This is a genomic window from Actinophytocola sp., from assembly GCF_045807065.1.
In the GTDB taxonomy this organism is placed as follows: Bacteria; Actinomycetota; Actinomycetes; order Mycobacteriales; family Pseudonocardiaceae; genus Actinophytocola.
The window spans coordinates 1-14,308 of sequence record NZ_JBJMIE010000154.1 but is presented as its reverse complement, the minus strand read 5'-3'; the positions used below and the strand labels follow the sequence as shown (position 1 = coordinate 14,308).

Below are 14,308 nucleotides of genomic sequence, written 5' to 3'. Positions count from 1 at the left end.
CTTCACTAGCGGATCGGATGCTTGACCAGTTGCTGGTCGAGCTTGTCGAGGAACCCCTGGTCGAGCACGGCGACCGCGCCGGCCGCCACGTTGCGTTCCACCACCTCGAGCACGACGACCTCACTGTCGGTGATGGTCCTGACCGCGTCGTCCGGGCGGTTCTCCGCGCCGCGGTAGTACTGCACGGTGACGTCGGAGAACGCGGCGGGCAGGTAGCCGGACGCGCCGACCAGGAACGAGTCGCCGAGCACCGCCGTCGGCTGGTCGATCATGCCCTTGAGCTGCTTGGACGTGATGTGCCGCGGGTTGAGCAGGTCGGTGGTGTTCTTGCGGACCCGGTCGTAGCGCCCGTCCGGCCGCAGCCGGTAGTTGACGACCTGGTTCTGGCCCTTCTTCCCGATCAGCGGCGGGAGGTCGGCCTGGACGGTGGAAGTGTCCTTGCGCTGGACCTTCCAGGTCTTCGTGGCCCCGGGCCGGATCTCGTCGGCGATCGTCCTGAGCATCTCGATCGCGCCCTCGGACGTCCAGTGGGTGTCCTGGGGGTAGTAGACGGGCTTGCCGTACCTGTCGGCCGCGGCCTGGAGCCGGGGCCGCATGTCGACCGCGCCCGCGAGGCCGACGGCCTGCTGCCACAGCTGCGGTGTGACGGGCGCGGCGCAGTCCTTGCCGGGGTAGGAGACGGGCAGGTACTCGGGCACCATCGTGGTCTTGTCCGGCACGAGGACCAGCACGAACGTCCGCCCGGACGACTCGACGACGTGCCGCAGCCGCGCCAGCTGGGTGATCGTCTGGTGCAGCGGCTGGAGCGGCCGGCACTTCGACTGGGCGTCCGAGCCGTAGTACATCCAGCCGTCCGTGCCGTTGACGACCTGGCGGAAGCCGGCCTGTCCGGTGCCGTCGGTCTCGCCCTCGGTGGGGTCGGTCTGGTCCTGGCGGGGCTCCTCCTCGGCCGGGCTGCCCGGCAGCGGCCCGGTCGGCGTGCCACCGCCACCCTGGTCGAAGGGTGCGGGCTCGCCGAAGAAGGTCTCGCTGATCCATTCGGTGGCGTCCACTGCGCCGCCGCGGAAGGGCAGGTTGTCGGTCGCCCAGTCGTCGAGGCCGGTGAACAGGCCCCAGCCGTCGGTGATGCTGGGGAAGGCGGCGAGCTTGTGGTTCTCGATCTCGTCGGCCCGCGCGCCGAACACCCACATCAGGGCGGGTGTGGCGAAGAAGACGAGCGCGCTGACCAACGCGGTCAGCTGGCGCTTGCCGTGCCGGGGGCGGTGGAGCGAGTGTTCTCGCGGCAACCACGCCTCGTGGACCGGCGGTAGCTCGTTCGTCGGTCCTGCGGTCACAGGTGCACGTTAGCTAATTTCCCGCCGGAGAGTCGCCGGGTTGGTCGAGACGCTCCGCGAGCGAGGCGTTGACCACACTGGTTTCGTCGTCCCTGCCCACTATCTGCGTCATCTCGCCGGACGGCGCCTCCCAGGCCGCCGACGCGGGAATAGGCACCTTCTCCCTGCCTGTTTTGTCAGGTGGCGTCGGTAGCGTCGCGGCCGCTGCCTCCCGGTCCGCCTCGGCGAGGATCTGCTCGCTCTCGGTGCGGTACCGGGTGGTGGTGATCTCGCCGGACACCAGCCGCTCGCCGAGGTCCCGCAGCCGATCCTGCCAACTCATGTCGTGTTGGTACCACGGTCGGCAGCCGTACGTAGAGTGGAGTTCATGGTGCTGTTCGGACACGACAAGACCCGCCCGGTGGAGGCCGCCAACGCACTCCCGGGCCGAGCGACGAAGATGCCGGTCCCGTCGGCACACGCGGTGTTCACCGACCGCGCCATCGCCCCGCCGTTCCCGGAGGGCATGCAGGCGGCGGTGTTCGGCATGGGCTGCTTCTGGGGCGCCGAGCGCCTGTTCTGGCAGGCCGAGGGCGTCTACACCACGGCCGTCGGCTACGCGGGCGGCTACACCGAGAACCCGACGTACGAAGAGGTGTGCAGCGGCCTGACCGGCCACGCCGAGGTGGTCCTCGTCGTCTTCGACCCGGCCGTGACCACCTACGAGGCCCTGCTGAAGGTGTTCTGGGAGGAGCACGACCCGACCCAGGGCAACCGCCAGGGCAACGACGTCGGCACCCAGTACCGGTCGACGCTGTACTACACCTCGGACGCCCAGAAGAAGACGATCGAGGAGAGCCGCGCGTCGTACCAGGCGGCGCTGAGCCGCGGCGGCCACGGCCAGATCACCACCGAGGTGGCCCCGCTCGGCGAGTTCTACTACGCCGAGGACTACCACCAGCAGTACCTGTCGGACGCCAAGAACCCGAACGGCTACTGCGGCCTGGCGGGCACGGGCGTGAGCTGCCCGATCGGCCTGAACGTCCAGGGCGCCTGAGCGAGGCGACGCAGTACGAGATGAGCAGGACCTGACGACCGAAGCCGGGGCGCCGCGACACGGCCGCCCCGGTTCCCGGCACCAAGGACCGAGTGGTGTGATGTCGACCATGGCGTGGTTCCGAGCGGTGGACGTGACCGAGGCGGTACTGGCCCGTTGGGACGCTGAGGAATCCGGCCGCCTGGTACAGACCATGCGCGAGGAACGCGGCTGGACACGCTCACACCTGGCCCAACAGGCGGGCACCTCCCACGCCGAACTGGCCCGCTTCGAAATGGGCCGCACAGTCCCCGCCCACCCACTGCTGATCCGCTACCTACAAGCACTGGGCTACCAAAAAAACCGAGAACCCTGGCCGTAGGCAATCAACCAAGCCGAGCACCCTCCACGCGCAGGGAAACCCCCAAGATTGAGAATCCGGCGAGGACCTGAGCGAGGTCAACCGAGGACTCCGGGGACGAAGCCCGCCGGGCAGGTTCTGGAGGTTGCACCCCCACAAAGGTTGCACCCCCAGAAGTAAGGCGATCGGCCAAGCCGAGCGCCCTTCGCGAGCAGGGGAACCCCGAAGGTTGAGAGTCCGGCGAGGACCTGGGTGAGGTCGGCCGAGGGCTCCGGGGGCGAAGCCCGCCGAGCAGGTTCTGGAGGTTGCACTCCCAGAACAAGGCGATCGGCCAAGGCGAGCGCCCTCCGCGAGGAGGGGAACCCCGAAGGTGGAGGGTCCGGCGAGGACCTGGGTGAGGTGGGCCGGGGGGTCCGGGGGCGAAGCCCGCCGGGCGGGGTCTGGGGGTTGCACCCCCAGAAAAAAGGCGATCGGGCAAGGCGAGCGCCCTCCGCGAGCAGGGGGTGCCCACCCGAGAGCGGACGACGGGACTCGAACCCGCGACCCTCACCTTGGCAAGGTGATGCGCTACCAACTGCGCTACGTCCGCATTTGCTCGTGGCAAGTCTAGCGGATGGTCACAGTGGGTTTTCACAGGGCTGAACAGCTCACTACATTGAACCGAACGGCCCACGTCGATCGTCGGTATCGTCTTAACGTTCTTAACGTTTGCCGTGTACGCGAAACCGACTGTGGCATGTTGAGCCACATCCCGTGGCGGTCGGGAGGAGGTGGCGTGACCAGCGAGGTGGAAGCCCCCGAGGACGGGGACCGGACGCTGCTCGAGCGGCTCCGTGCCGGCGAGGACGCCGCCTTCGGCGAGCTGTTCTCGCGGCACTCCGCCGCCGTCTTCCGGCTCGCGTTGAGCCTGGCCGGGGATCGGGCCGAGGCGGACGACCTCACCGCCGAGGCGTTCTTCCGCGTGCTCCAGGCCATCCGGCGCGGTGCCGGTCCCGTGGACAACGTGCGCGGCTACCTGCTGATCGTCGTGCGGCGGGTCGCCTGGGAGTGGAGCATGCGCCGCCGGGACGTGCCCGTCTCCGACGAGGAGCTGACGTTCCGCGCACCGTCCGATCCGGACACGAGTGGGCAGTTCACCGAGCGCACCCTCATCCGCCGCGCGTTCACCAGCCTCCCGGAACGCTGGCGCAAGGTGCTCTGGAAGATGGAGGTCGAGGGCGAGCGCCCGGCGGCCGTGGCCACGAACTTCGGCCTCAGCCCCAACGCCACGGCCGCGCTCGCCCGCCGCGCCAGACAGGGGTTGCGTGCCGCCTACCTGCAGGCCCACCTGACCGCCGAGCGCAGCGCCACCGGCTGCCGGTCCGTCCTCGAGAAGCTGGGTGCCTACACCGCCGGCACCACGAGCGGCATGGAGCGCCGCCGTATCCGCGCCCACCTCGCCACCTGCCCGTCCTGCACCGCGATGTACGCCGAACTGCGGGACGTCTTCACCGGGCTCCGCTCGAACAACGGCCTCGCCGCCGCGCCCGTGGTCGCCGCCGGTGGCTGGCAGCTCGGCGCGGTGGTCAAGGGCCTGTTCGCCAGCACGAAGTTCCAGGCCGTGGTCGCCGCGACGTCCGCTGCCGCGATCGGCGTGCTCGGGTTCGTCGTCATGCCCTGGGGCCACGACGAGCCGACGCCGATGGACCTCGCCGGCAAGCGGGCGATCGAGATGCATGTCACACCGGTCAGTCCGGTGTCACCCGTGGAGATCTCCGAGGGCTCGCTGAACGACACGATCGAGCACCCGAGGCAGGCGCAGCAGTCGCCGGGCCATCCGGCGAAGCCCGCGACCACCACGTCCCAGCCGCCGCCGACCGGGGCCACGACCACGGCATCCGCCGTCGACGCCACCACCGACGGCGCCCGGGACGAGGACGTGCCGATCTCGACCGACGCCGCGGCCTTCGACGAGGACGCGCCGATCGTCTACAGCGAGACGACCACGGAGAGCTACACCCAGGAGTACGAGGAGTACACGCTCGTCCAGGAGACGACCACGGTGACCGAGGTCAACTCGCTCGACCAGACCCGCACGAGCACCACGACCACCAGCCACACCACGCCGAAACCACCCCGAACACACAGTGCCACCGGGCCAACCACCTGACCGGCGCCTGACAAGGGGCACCCGGATACGCCATCATTGAAGTTGATGTTGCGAGCTGCCCGGAGGTCGTAATGTGGGAGCGGACCGTGACCGATCCCGTCGGACACGTATGGACGCTGCGTAGCGAGATGGAGTGGCGCCAGGGCGAGACCCTCGACGATTTCGAGCACGACGTGAGCGTCGGCAGCGCCTCCGCGTTCATCCTGCTGGGGCTGATCATCGTGCTCGCCGTGGTGCTGGTGACGACGATCCCCGAGGACGTCGTCGCGCCGTGGAGCGGCAGGATGCTGTGGCTCGGGCTGCTGATCCTGCTCGCGGTCCTGTTCTTCCCGGCCCGCTGGGCGCTGCGCCGGCCGTGGGAGGTCGTGGCGGAGTGGGGCGACAACGGGCACGGCGAGCCGGAAGAGCGCTGGACGGGCAAGGTGCGTGGGGTGTTCACCGTGCGCCAGGCCATCAGCCAGGCGGCGAAGACCATCCGCCACGAAGGGCACCCCGGGATCGAGGGACCGCTCCAGCCGCTGATCGAGCCCGTGGCGTAACGGCGGGAATCGGGCAAGACTGGGGACCGTGCCAGAACTACCCGAGGTCGAGGCGCTCGCCCAGCACATCCGCGAGCACGGTGTCGGTCGCACCGTGGCGCGGATCGACGTCGCCTCGCTGTCCGTGCTGAAGACCGTGAGCCCGCCGTGGACGGAGCTGCACGGCAAGGAGGTGTCGGGCGCGGGCCGGCACGGCAAGTTCCTCGACGTCGACATCGAGGGCCTACACCTGATCATCCACCTGGCCAGGGCGGGCTGGCTGCGCTGGGCGGACACGCTGTCCGCGACGCCGCCGAAGCCGGGCAGGGGCCCGCTCGCGTTACGCGTGCACCTCGGCCCACCCGGCCAGGGCCCCGGCTTCGACCTGACGGAGGCCGGCACGAAGAAGGGCCTGGCGGTCTGGATCGTGAAGGACCCGGCGGAGGTCCCCGGCATCGCCGCGCTGGGCCCGGACGCCCTGGCGGTGACCCGCGACGAGTTCGCCGAGGTACTCGCCGGCCACAACGAGCGCCTGAAGAACGCGCTGACCACCCAGAGGATCCTCGCCGGCGTGGGCAACGCCTACTCCGACGAGATCCTGCACATGGCGAAGCTGTCCCCGTTCGCGACCGCGGGCAAGCTCACCGAGGAACAGGTCGACCGCCTGTACGAGTCGATGCGCGCGATCCTGACCAGCGCCGTCGAGCGCTCGGTCGGCCAGCACGCGGCGACGCTGAAAGGGGAGAAGCGGTCCGGCCTGCGCGTCCACGGCCGCACGGGCACGCCGTGCCCGGTGTGCGGGGACGTGGTGCGCGAGGTGTCGTTCGCGGACAAGGCGTTCCAGTACTGCGCGACCTGCCAGACGGGCGGCAAGCCCTTGGCCGACCGCCGACTGTCGCGGCTGCTGAAGTAGCTACCGTGTGCTGCGACCATGTCACCGTCCCTTGCCACGGGACCCGCGGTAGCCGGAGCATTGACGCGTGACCGACCTGTTGAACGAGCGCGCCGTAGTCGGCGGGATCGCTCTACTCGTCGTCGCCGCCCTGTTCGCCCTCTGGATCCGCTCCCGCAAGTCGGACAACTCGGTGGACGACGCTGTGCTGGACGCGGTTCAGCGGCTGTCCAAGGCGGCCCCGGAGCTGCGGGGCGGTCTCACCGAGGAGGCCGCCGACGAGGCGGTCAAGCACCTGCTGGAGATGCTGAAGTGCGTGGCCATCGGCATCACGGACGGTGAAGGCCGCCTGCTGTCGTGGGCCGGCGGCGCCAACGAGCACTACCCCGACCTGACGGGCGCCATCGACGTGGCCATCCGGAACGGCCAGCGCGCCCACATCCACCACACGAATCTCAGCTGTGCCAGACGCGGCCGCTGCCCCATGCGCACGGCGGTGATCGTCCCGCTGATCCCGGACGGCCAGGTCGAGGGCACGCTCATCGTGGTGGGCGGCGTCGACTCGAAGAGGCTGATCCGCGCCGCCGACGAGGTCGCCCAGTTCGTCTGCATCCAGCTGGAACTGGCGAAGCTGGACGAGTCGAAGCAGCAACTGGCGAAGGCCGAGGTCAGGATGCTGCGCGCGCAGATCTCGCCGCACTTCCTGTACAACGCGCTGAACTCGATCAGCTCCCTGATCCGCACGGACCCGGAGCGGGCGAGGGATCTGCTGCAGGAGTTCGCGGACTTCACGAGGTACTCGTTCCGCACGACGGGCCAGTTCACGACGCTGGCGGAGGAACTGCGGAACATCGACCGCTACCTGACCATCCAGAGCCAGCGCTACGCCGAACGCCTGAACGTCCGCATCAAGATCGCCCCGGAAGTGCTGTCGGTGGTCGTCCCGTTCCTGGTCCTCCAACCACTGGTGGAGAACGCCGTCCAGCACGGGATCTCACCGAAACCAGGCGGCGGCACGGTGACGGTCGTAGCCCAGGACAACGGCAACGAGGCCCTGATCAGCGTGGAGGACGACGGCGTGGGCATGGATGCCGACCGCCTCTTCGCCGACCTGCGCGACGCCCACAAGACCGGCTCACACGTGGGCATAGGCAACATCAACCAACGCATGCGCTCCGTCTTCGGCGACGAGTACGCCCTGATGGCCGAAACCGCCCCGGGCGCGGGCATGAAGGTGATCCTCCGCGTCCCCAAGTTCTTCCCCGGCGTCCGCCCCGACTTCCCCAAGTTCAGCGAGGACGCCGAAGCCAAAGCGGGTCAACCCACCGCCTGACCTGGTCACTGACGCTGCTCGGCCGTTTCGAGGACGTCGCGCCGTTGGGATCTTCGGCCGTCCGGCGACAAGCCGGCTCGGTCCGAGTGGACCCGGGGTCTCACGCCCTCCGCCCGGTCGGCCGGCGCCAGCACACCTGCCCGTCGACCAGATCCGCGTCCATCCCCACCGAACAGGGATCCATGATCCAGCGGGGCGCCCCGGGCGCGGTCTCCCGGTAAACCCCCCGGTCCACCGACCCGAACACCGCCAACCCGGGCCGCGTCGACTCCGCGTACAGCCGCCGCTCCACCCAGGCGCAGGCCGCCGAACAGGTGGCGAACTCGGCAATGTCGATCTGGGAGAACCGCGACTCGTCCCCGACGCCGAGCCACGCTCGCCACCGCACTTCCGTCCCCATACTGAACATGAGGGTGCGCTTCCCCGAGGGATACGTAGGGTTGTCTCATGAGCGTCACCGAGAAGCTGACCGCGCGTCTGCCCATCAACCGGGGCACCACCAAGCCCGTCGTCGCCGTGGTCAAGCTGCACGGCGTGATTACCCCGACCCCGTCGCCGCTGGCCGCGCGCGGCACGATCAACATCAACACCATCGAGCAGGCCCTCACCAAGGCCTTCGACCACGACCGGCTCCGGGCGGTCGCGCTCGCCATCAACTCGCCCGGCGGCGCTCCGACGCAGTCCGCCCTGGTCGCGGAGCGCATCCGGGAGCTGGCCGACCGCAAGAAGGTGCGGGTCATCGCCTTCTGCGAGGACGTCGTGGCCTCCGGCGGCTACTGGCTGGCCTGCGCCGCGGACGAGATCTACGCCCACTCCTCCTCCCTGGTCGGCTCGATCGGCGTGGTGACCGCCGGGTTCGGGCTCAACGGGCTGCTTGAACGGTTCGGTGTCGAGCGCCGTGTCTACACCGCGGGCGCCCACAAGGTCCGCCTCGACCCGTTCCAGCGTGAGAAGGACGATGACGTCGAATGGCTGAAGGGCCTGCAGTCCCAGCTGCACGGACAGTTCGTGTCCTGGGTCAAGGCACGGCGCGGCGACCGGCTCGCCGACCACGACGACCTGTTCACCGGCGAGGTCTGGACCGGCGCGAAGGCCAAGGAGCTGGGGCTCGTCGACGACGTGGGCAGCCTCAGGGCCGTGCTCGCCGAACGCTACCCGGAGGCCGAGATCAGCGTGGCGGAGCCGAAGCGCCCGCTGCTCGCCCGGCTCGGCATCGGCGGTGCCGCGCAGTCCCTGCTCACGGCTGTCGAACACCGCGCTCTGTGGTCCCGTTACGGTTTATAGGACAGTCACCCTCAAGGGGTAACACCATGGACAACCTGTCCTTTCGATCGGCAAGATGCACATCACCGTGAGTACTTCAACAAACACCCCTGGTCTCGTCGTGTTGGCCGTCGACGACGAGAAGGACGGTATGAACCTGATGGTTGAGCGGCTGGAGGCCAACCGTTACGTGCGGCGGGTCATCCAGGCCTTCGACGCCACCGAGGCGCTGCGCCACCTCGGTGGCGACGATGACGAGCTGACCGCCCGCCGCAACGCCGGCAAGCCGATCGTCGACGCGGTCTTCTCCGACCTCAAGATGCCCGGCCTGACCGGCATGGAGATGGCCAAGGTCCTGGCCGGCTTCAAGCCGTCGCCGGTGCTGGTCTTCATCACCGGCCACGGCGAGGGCAACGACGCGGTCGAGGCGTTCGACCTCGGCGCGGTCGACTTCATCCCGAAGCCGTGCGACCAGAACCGCATGGACCGGGCGGTCCAGCGCGTCATCTCCAAGCTGCGTGGTGACGGGCTCGTCGGCGAGGCGCCGCAGGTGGCGTCCGAGTCGGCCGACGACGAGGTCATCCCCGTCGAGCTGGCCGGCAACACCAAGCTCATCCCGCGCTCGTCCGTGCGCTGGGTCGAGGCGCAGGGTGACTACGCCCGCCTGTTCACCACCGACGGGTCCCACCTGGTGCGGATCCCGCTCGCGCAGCTCGAGGAGCGCTGGGAGAAGGCCGGGTTCGTCCGCATCCACCGCTCGTACCTGGTGCCGATCAACCTGATCACCGAGCTGCAGCTGGGCGGCAACGGCTACCACGTGGTCATCGGCGACGACGAGCGCAAGCTCCCCGTCAGCCGTCGCCACACCCGTGAGCTGAAGGACCGGATCGTGCGGCGCGGCGGCTTATGAGCGGGGCCCGCGGCGCGCACAGCCGGCACCACGACCTCCGCCCGGCTTCTCGGAGCCGGCGCGGAGAGGCCGAGGTGAGGTCGTGAGCAAGCACTCGGCGGGGCCGGGCCGCGAGGAGAGCGGTCCGCGGTCCTACTCGGACCCGCCGACGAAGCCGCGCCGCAAGCGGGTCGTGCTGGCCGACTCCCGTGCCCCCGTCACCCGCCTGCGCACGGTCGTCGAGCTGGAGGAGCAGACCAGCTACGGCGAGGAGCTGGTCCGCCAGCTGATCCGCGCGCAGTTCAAGGCGGCGGCCGTGGCGTGGCTGTCCGTCATGGTGTTCTTCGTTACACTGCCCGCGCTGTTCTACTTCGTGCCGAAGCTGTCTGACGTCGCCGTCGCCGGTGTTCGGCTGCCGTGGCTGGCGCTGGGCCTTGTCCCGTTCCCGTTGTTGTTCGCGGCGGGCTACTGGTACAACCACAAGGCCGAGCGACAGGAACGCGATTTCGTCGCGATGGTCGAGAAGTAGCAGCGAGGTTGTAAGTAGGACTGGTGAGCGCAAACATCTGGGCCCTCGCGGGGGTCCTCGCGGTCACCGTGGCGACCTTCGTGGTCGGGTGGCGTGCCTCCCGGTTGGCCAACACCACACAGGACTTCCTGGTCGCCCGCCGGACGGTTCGCTCCCGCCGCAACGCCGCCGCGGTGTCCGGTGAGTACCTGTCCGCCGCATCGTTCCTCGGTGTCGCCGGCCTGGTGCTCAAGGACGGCGCCGACGCCCTGTGGTATCCGATCGGCTTCACCGCCGGCTACCTGGCGCTGATGCTGTTCGTCGCCGCGCCGCTGCGCCGGTCCGGTGCCTACACGCTCCCGGACTTCTGCGAGGCCCGCCTCGGGTCCCGCGCCCTGCGTGCACTGGCCGCGATCTTCGTGGTGTTCATCGGGATCCTGTACGTGATCCCGCAGCTGCAGGCGGCCGGGCTCGCGCTGTCCAGGATCCTGCCGGTCGGCACATGGTTCGGCTCGACGTGCGTCGCGGTCATCGTGATCATCAACGTGTTCGGCGGCGGCATGCGCGCCATCACCGTGGTCCAGGCGTTCCAGTACTGGCTGAAGCTGTTCGCCATCGCCGCGCCGACGCTCGTGATCTGCGTGCTGTTCATCGGCAACGGCGGCCTGCGCGACAGCGGCATGACGACCCTGTCCGAGCCGCTGCCGCCGACGTTCACCACCGCCAGCACGATGACCGTGGAGACCCCGGTCGTCCTGCAGGTCAAGGACACGGTCAAGTTCGCCGCCCGCGGCACGATCGACGGCGACCCGGTGAACGGTTCCGTGTTCTGGACACCCGGCGAGCACGTGGTCGACGCGGGCACGGAGATGCACTTCTTCAAGGGCTCGTCCGTGCCGGTGATCGCCGGCGCGCCCGCGGACAACGCGAGCTGGTTCGCCCCCGCGTCGAATGCGGACGACGTGTTCAGCACGTACTCGCTGATGCTGGCGCTGTTCCTGGGGACCATGGGCCTGCCGCACGTGTTGGTCCGCTTCTACACCAACCCGGACGGCCGTGCCGCGCGCCGCACGACCCTGCACGTGCTGGTGCTGCTGGGGCTGTTCTACCTGTTCCCGATCATGCTCGGCGCGCTGTCGCGGCTGTACGTGCCGGAGCTGCTGGTGAGCGGCAAGACCGACTCGGCGGTGCTGGCGTTGCCGAGCAAGATCGTCCCGGGTGTCGGCGGTGAGATCCTCGGCGCGATCACCACGGCGGGCGCGTTCGCGGCGTTCCTGTCGACGTCGTCCGGCCTGCTGGTCAGCGTGTCCGGCGTGCTGTCCACGGACGTCCTCCGCGGCCGGGTCCGCGACTTCCGGTTCGCGACGGCGGTGGCGGGCGGTGTCCCGCTGGCACTGGCGATCGCGGTCCGCCAGCAGGACATCTCGCTGACCGTCGGCATGTCGTTCGCGCTGGCCGCGTCCACGTTCAGCCCGATCCTGCTGCTGGGCGTGTGGTGGCGGAAGCTGACGTGGGTCGGCGCGGCCGCGGGCATCGTCGTCGGCGGCGGCCTCACGCTGACGGCGCTGGTGATCAGCGTGGTCAGCAGCCTGACCGGCGACTGGGCACCGGGCTGGGTCGAGCAACCCGCGCTGATCACGGTCCCGGCCGCGTTCCTCGCGGTGCTCCTGATCAGCAAGATGACCCCGGCGAAGATCCCGCCGGACGTTGCGCAGGTCCGCCTGCGCATGCACGCCCCGGACAACCTCGGCCTGACCCGCGACCGCGCGGTGGCGAGCTTCGGCACGGACGAGGAGCGGTCCCGGCTGGCAGACGGTCGCCATCGCAAGTAGCCAAATCGGGTCCGGAGCGAAGCGACAAATTCGACACCGCCGCCACTAAGCTGCATGCGGACCCGGTCGTGGACGATGGGAGCCCCTGATGGCGGTGTCGGTGCTGAGCCTGGCTCGGCACATCGCCGAGGAGCTCAAGGACGGTCTGTCGGGCACGGGTGGGCGTGCCGCGGCGCGCGGTGTCCGGCGCCTGCTCGCCGTGGACTTCGTGGGCCTCGCGGACCTTTCCGGCAACGTGGTGTGGGCCCCGACCGAGCCAGCGTTCTACGCGGACGCGGACGCGCTGGTCGAGAAGGTCCTGCACAGCGAGACACGCGAGGGCCGGTCGCCGCTGGTGGCGGTCCCGCTGCACGTCCACTACGAACTGGCCGGTGTGCTGGTGGTGGCGGGCGCGAGTCACCGGGCCGCGGTCCGCGAGGCGTCGGCGTGGATCGTGGAGGCGCTGGAAAGAGGCCGCCTGAAGGCCTCGGCGGAACAGGCGGCGCAGGCCGAGCTGCGTGCGTTGAGAGCGGAGATCTCGCCCCACTTCGTCTACAACGCACTGACGGTGATCGCCGCGTTGGTCAGCTCCGAACCGGACCGCTCCCGCGAGCTGATGCTGGACTTCGCGGACTACATCCGTTACAGCCTGGCAAGGCACGGCGACTACACGACGGTGGCCGACGAGTTCCACGCGATCGAGACGTACCTGGCGCTGCAGCGCGCGGTGCTGGGGGAGCGCCTCCAGGTGCAGGTGCGGGTCGCCCCGGAAGTTCTGGCGGTGGCGCTCCCGTACCTGGTGCTCCAGCCGCTGGTGGAGAACGCGGTGCGACACGGCATCGAGCCGAGAACGGGCACCGGCCACGTCCAGGTGCGCGGCGAGGCGGAGGGCAACGACTGCCTGATCAGCGTGGAGGACGACGGCGTCGGCATGGACCCGGCACTGGCCGAGGAGATCCTCGCGGGCAGGGGCGGTACGGGCAGTGTGGGCCTGGCGAACGTGGACAGGAGGTTGCGCAACGTCTACGGCCCCTGGTACGGCCTGGTGGTGGAGACGGCGGTGGGCGAGGGCACCCGGGTGGTGGTCAGAATCCCCAGATTCCAACCGGGAGTGATGCCATGACCCTCTCGGTACTGGCGGTGGACGACGTCCCCCCGGCCCTGACCGAGCTGAAGCGCCTCCTGTCGGCCTCCCCGGAGGTATCGGAGGTGGCGACGGCCGCCGACGCCCTGTCCGCCCTGCGCATGCTGCGCAACGACCGCTACGACGCGGTGTTCCTGGACATCTCCATGCCCGGCCTGGACGGCCTGGAACTGGCGTCGTTGCTGGCACGCATGAACGAGCCGCCGGTCATCGTGTTCGTCACCGCGTACGAACAACACGCCGTGGCGGCGTTCGGCATCGGCGCGGTGGACTACCTGCTGAAACCGGTACGAACGGAACGCCTGGCGGAAGCCCTGGCCCGTGTGAACCGCCTACTGGCCCGCCCCACCACCGACGCCCCGGACGCGATGGCCGCGCTGCCGGTGGAGTCGGAGGGCAGGACGAGATACGTCCGCCGCACGGAAGTCCACTACGTGGAAGCCCACGGCGACTACGTCCGCCTACACGCGACCTCGGGGATCCACGTGGTCCGCATGCCGATCTCGAGGCTGGAGGAGTACTGGGCCGCGGCGGGTTTCGTCCGGGTCCACAGGAGCTTCCTGGTGGCACTGGACGCCGTACGCGAGCTGAGGAGCGACTCGGTGGGCGGCCTGCTGGCCCACACGGACCTCGGTGACGTCCCGGTCTCCCGCCGCCACGCACGGGACCTCCGGGAGAAGCTGCTACTGGCAGCCAAGTCCGGCGCGTTGGGCCGGCACTGATGCCAGGCCACAAGCGCGTGGTGGTCATGAGCCCGCAGACCCGCCTGGCCCACTCCCGCCGCCGAGCAAGAGGCCGCTGGCGAGTCCCCAAACTGGACGCGACGGGCGAGCTCCGCGCGGCTGAGCTACATCGTCGCCAACTCCGCCTGGCAGTGGCCCCGCTGGCCCTGCTGTTCGCCGGCATCTTCGGCCTACCACTCCTGTTCGCCCTGTTCCCGTCCCTGGACGAGATCCGCGTCCTGGGCATCCCCCTCTCATGGCTGGCCCTGGCCGTCCTCCCGTACCCGGCCCTGACCCTCCTGGCTGGCTGGCAACTCCACCGTGCCGAACGCACCGAGGACACCCAGTGACCCCCCCCCGCCCCCCCCC

General features: G+C 69.7%; 16 protein-coding genes and 1 tRNA gene. 13 read left to right on the top strand and 4 right to left on the bottom strand.

Annotation, left to right across the window (positions count from 1 at the left end):
• Positions 1-5 precede the first annotated feature (5 nt).
• Both ACJ73U_RS09105 and ACJ73U_RS09100 read right to left on the bottom strand, forming a co-directional pair.
• Positions 6-1,334: an alginate O-acetyltransferase AlgX-related protein gene (locus tag ACJ73U_RS09105; RefSeq protein WP_407777105.1), complete on the bottom strand. Its 1,329-nt coding sequence runs from the start codon at positions 1,332-1,334 to the stop codon at positions 6-8.
• Between the two features lie 13 nt (positions 1,335-1,347).
• Complete coding sequence (locus ACJ73U_RS09100) at positions 1,348-1,656, bottom strand: hypothetical protein (RefSeq protein ID WP_407777104.1); 309 nt, start codon at positions 1,654-1,656, stop codon at positions 1,348-1,350.
• A gap of 45 nt (positions 1,657-1,701) precedes the next feature.
• Between ACJ73U_RS09100 and msrA the strand changes: the two genes are divergently transcribed.
• Positions 1,702-2,370: a peptide-methionine (S)-S-oxide reductase MsrA gene (gene msrA, locus ACJ73U_RS09095; RefSeq protein WP_407777103.1), complete on the top strand. Its 669-nt coding sequence runs from the start codon at positions 1,702-1,704 to the stop codon at positions 2,368-2,370.
• Positions 2,371-2,479: 109 nt separating this feature from the next.
• Positions 2,480-2,731 carry a helix-turn-helix transcriptional regulator gene (locus ACJ73U_RS09090; protein WP_407777102.1) on the top strand — a complete coding sequence of 84 codons (252 nt, stop codon included), beginning with the start codon at positions 2,480-2,482 and terminating at the stop codon, positions 2,729-2,731.
• Between the two features lie 495 nt (positions 2,732-3,226).
• Here the strand turns inward: ACJ73U_RS09090 and ACJ73U_RS09085 are convergent.
• Positions 3,227-3,299 (bottom strand) — tRNA-Gly (locus ACJ73U_RS09085).
• 186 nt (positions 3,300-3,485) lie between these two features.
• Here ACJ73U_RS09085 and ACJ73U_RS09080 point away from each other — a divergent pair.
• The 4 genes from ACJ73U_RS09080 to ACJ73U_RS09065 all read left to right on the top strand — a co-directional run bounded on the left by ACJ73U_RS09080 (position 3,486) and on the right by ACJ73U_RS09065 (position 7,602).
• Positions 3,486-4,859, top strand: coding sequence for a sigma-70 family RNA polymerase sigma factor (locus ACJ73U_RS09080; protein ID WP_407777101.1), 1,374 nt, complete (start codon positions 3,486-3,488; stop codon positions 4,857-4,859).
• An 86-nt stretch (positions 4,860-4,945) separates the two neighbouring features.
• On the top strand, positions 4,946-5,398 hold the full coding sequence (locus tag ACJ73U_RS09075) for a DUF983 domain-containing protein (RefSeq protein WP_407777100.1): 453 nt from the start codon (positions 4,946-4,948) through the stop codon (positions 5,396-5,398).
• 28 nt (positions 5,399-5,426) lie between these two features.
• On the top strand, positions 5,427-6,290 hold the full coding sequence (locus ACJ73U_RS09070) for an Fpg/Nei family DNA glycosylase (protein WP_407777099.1): 864 nt from the start codon (positions 5,427-5,429) through the stop codon (positions 6,288-6,290).
• A 67-nt stretch (positions 6,291-6,357) separates the two neighbouring features.
• A complete protein-coding gene (locus tag ACJ73U_RS09065) occupies positions 6,358-7,602 on the top strand; it encodes a histidine kinase (protein ID WP_407777098.1) in 1,245 nt (414 codons plus the stop codon).
• Between the two features lie 100 nt (positions 7,603-7,702).
• Here ACJ73U_RS09065 and ACJ73U_RS09060 read toward each other — a convergent pair whose 3' ends face one another.
• On the bottom strand, positions 7,703-8,002 hold the full coding sequence (locus tag ACJ73U_RS09060; RefSeq protein WP_407777097.1) for a hypothetical protein: 300 nt from the start codon (positions 8,000-8,002) through the stop codon (positions 7,703-7,705).
• A gap of 47 nt (positions 8,003-8,049) precedes the next feature.
• Between ACJ73U_RS09060 and ACJ73U_RS09055 the strand changes: the two genes are divergently transcribed.
• The 7 genes from ACJ73U_RS09055 (at position 8,050) to ACJ73U_RS09025 (ending at position 14,289) form a co-directional block, all read left to right on the top strand.
• The gene (locus ACJ73U_RS09055; protein ID WP_407777096.1) at positions 8,050-8,886 is read left to right on the top strand and encodes a S49 family peptidase; all 837 of its coding nucleotides are present in this window, start codon (positions 8,050-8,052) and stop codon (positions 8,884-8,886) included.
• 55 nt (positions 8,887-8,941) lie between these two features.
• The gene (locus ACJ73U_RS09050; protein ID WP_407777095.1) at positions 8,942-9,775 is read left to right on the top strand and encodes a LytR/AlgR family response regulator transcription factor; all 834 of its coding nucleotides are present in this window, start codon (positions 8,942-8,944) and stop codon (positions 9,773-9,775) included.
• A gap of 82 nt (positions 9,776-9,857) precedes the next feature.
• Positions 9,858-10,283, top strand: coding sequence for a hypothetical protein (locus ACJ73U_RS09045; protein ID WP_407777094.1), 426 nt, complete (start codon positions 9,858-9,860; stop codon positions 10,281-10,283).
• Between the two features lie 23 nt (positions 10,284-10,306).
• Positions 10,307-12,094, top strand: coding sequence for a cation acetate symporter (locus ACJ73U_RS09040; RefSeq protein WP_407777093.1), 1,788 nt, complete (start codon positions 10,307-10,309; stop codon positions 12,092-12,094).
• Positions 12,095-12,182: 88 nt separating this feature from the next.
• Positions 12,183-13,196, top strand: a complete 1,014-nt coding sequence (locus tag ACJ73U_RS09035) for a sensor histidine kinase (RefSeq protein WP_407777092.1) — start codon at positions 12,183-12,185, stop codon at positions 13,194-13,196.
• Positions 13,193-13,939, top strand: a complete 747-nt coding sequence (locus ACJ73U_RS09030) for a LytR/AlgR family response regulator transcription factor (RefSeq protein WP_407777091.1) — start codon at positions 13,193-13,195, stop codon at positions 13,937-13,939. Before ACJ73U_RS09035 ends, ACJ73U_RS09030 begins: the two co-directional genes overlap by 4 nt.
• Before the next feature lie 26 nt (positions 13,940-13,965).
• Entirely contained in the window at positions 13,966-14,289 is a 324-nt protein-coding gene (locus tag ACJ73U_RS09025; protein ID WP_407777090.1) for a hypothetical protein, read from the top strand.
• Positions 14,290-14,308 lie beyond the last annotated feature (19 nt).

Coding starts and splice junctions, on each gene's coding strand:
- ACJ73U_RS09100 (WP_407777104.1), bottom strand. CDS start 1,656: ATGAGTTGGCAGGATCGGCTGCGGGACCTCGGCGAGCGGCTGGTGTCC.
- msrA (WP_407777103.1), top strand. CDS start 1,702: ATGGTGCTGTTCGGACACGACAAGACCCGCCCGGTGGAGGCCGCCAAC.
- ACJ73U_RS09090 (WP_407777102.1), top strand. CDS start 2,480: ATGGCGTGGTTCCGAGCGGTGGACGTGACCGAGGCGGTACTGGCCCGT.
- ACJ73U_RS09060 (WP_407777097.1), bottom strand. CDS start 8,002: ATGGGGACGGAAGTGCGGTGGCGAGCGTGGCTCGGCGTCGGGGACGAG.
- ACJ73U_RS09055 (WP_407777096.1), top strand. CDS start 8,050: ATGAGCGTCACCGAGAAGCTGACCGCGCGTCTGCCCATCAACCGGGGC.
- ACJ73U_RS09050 (WP_407777095.1), top strand. CDS start 8,942: ATGCACATCACCGTGAGTACTTCAACAAACACCCCTGGTCTCGTCGTG.
- ACJ73U_RS09035 (WP_407777092.1), top strand. CDS start 12,183: ATGGCGGTGTCGGTGCTGAGCCTGGCTCGGCACATCGCCGAGGAGCTC.
- ACJ73U_RS09030 (WP_407777091.1), top strand. CDS start 13,193: ATGACCCTCTCGGTACTGGCGGTGGACGACGTCCCCCCGGCCCTGACC.
- ACJ73U_RS09025 (WP_407777090.1), top strand. CDS start 13,966: ATGAGCCCGCAGACCCGCCTGGCCCACTCCCGCCGCCGAGCAAGAGGC.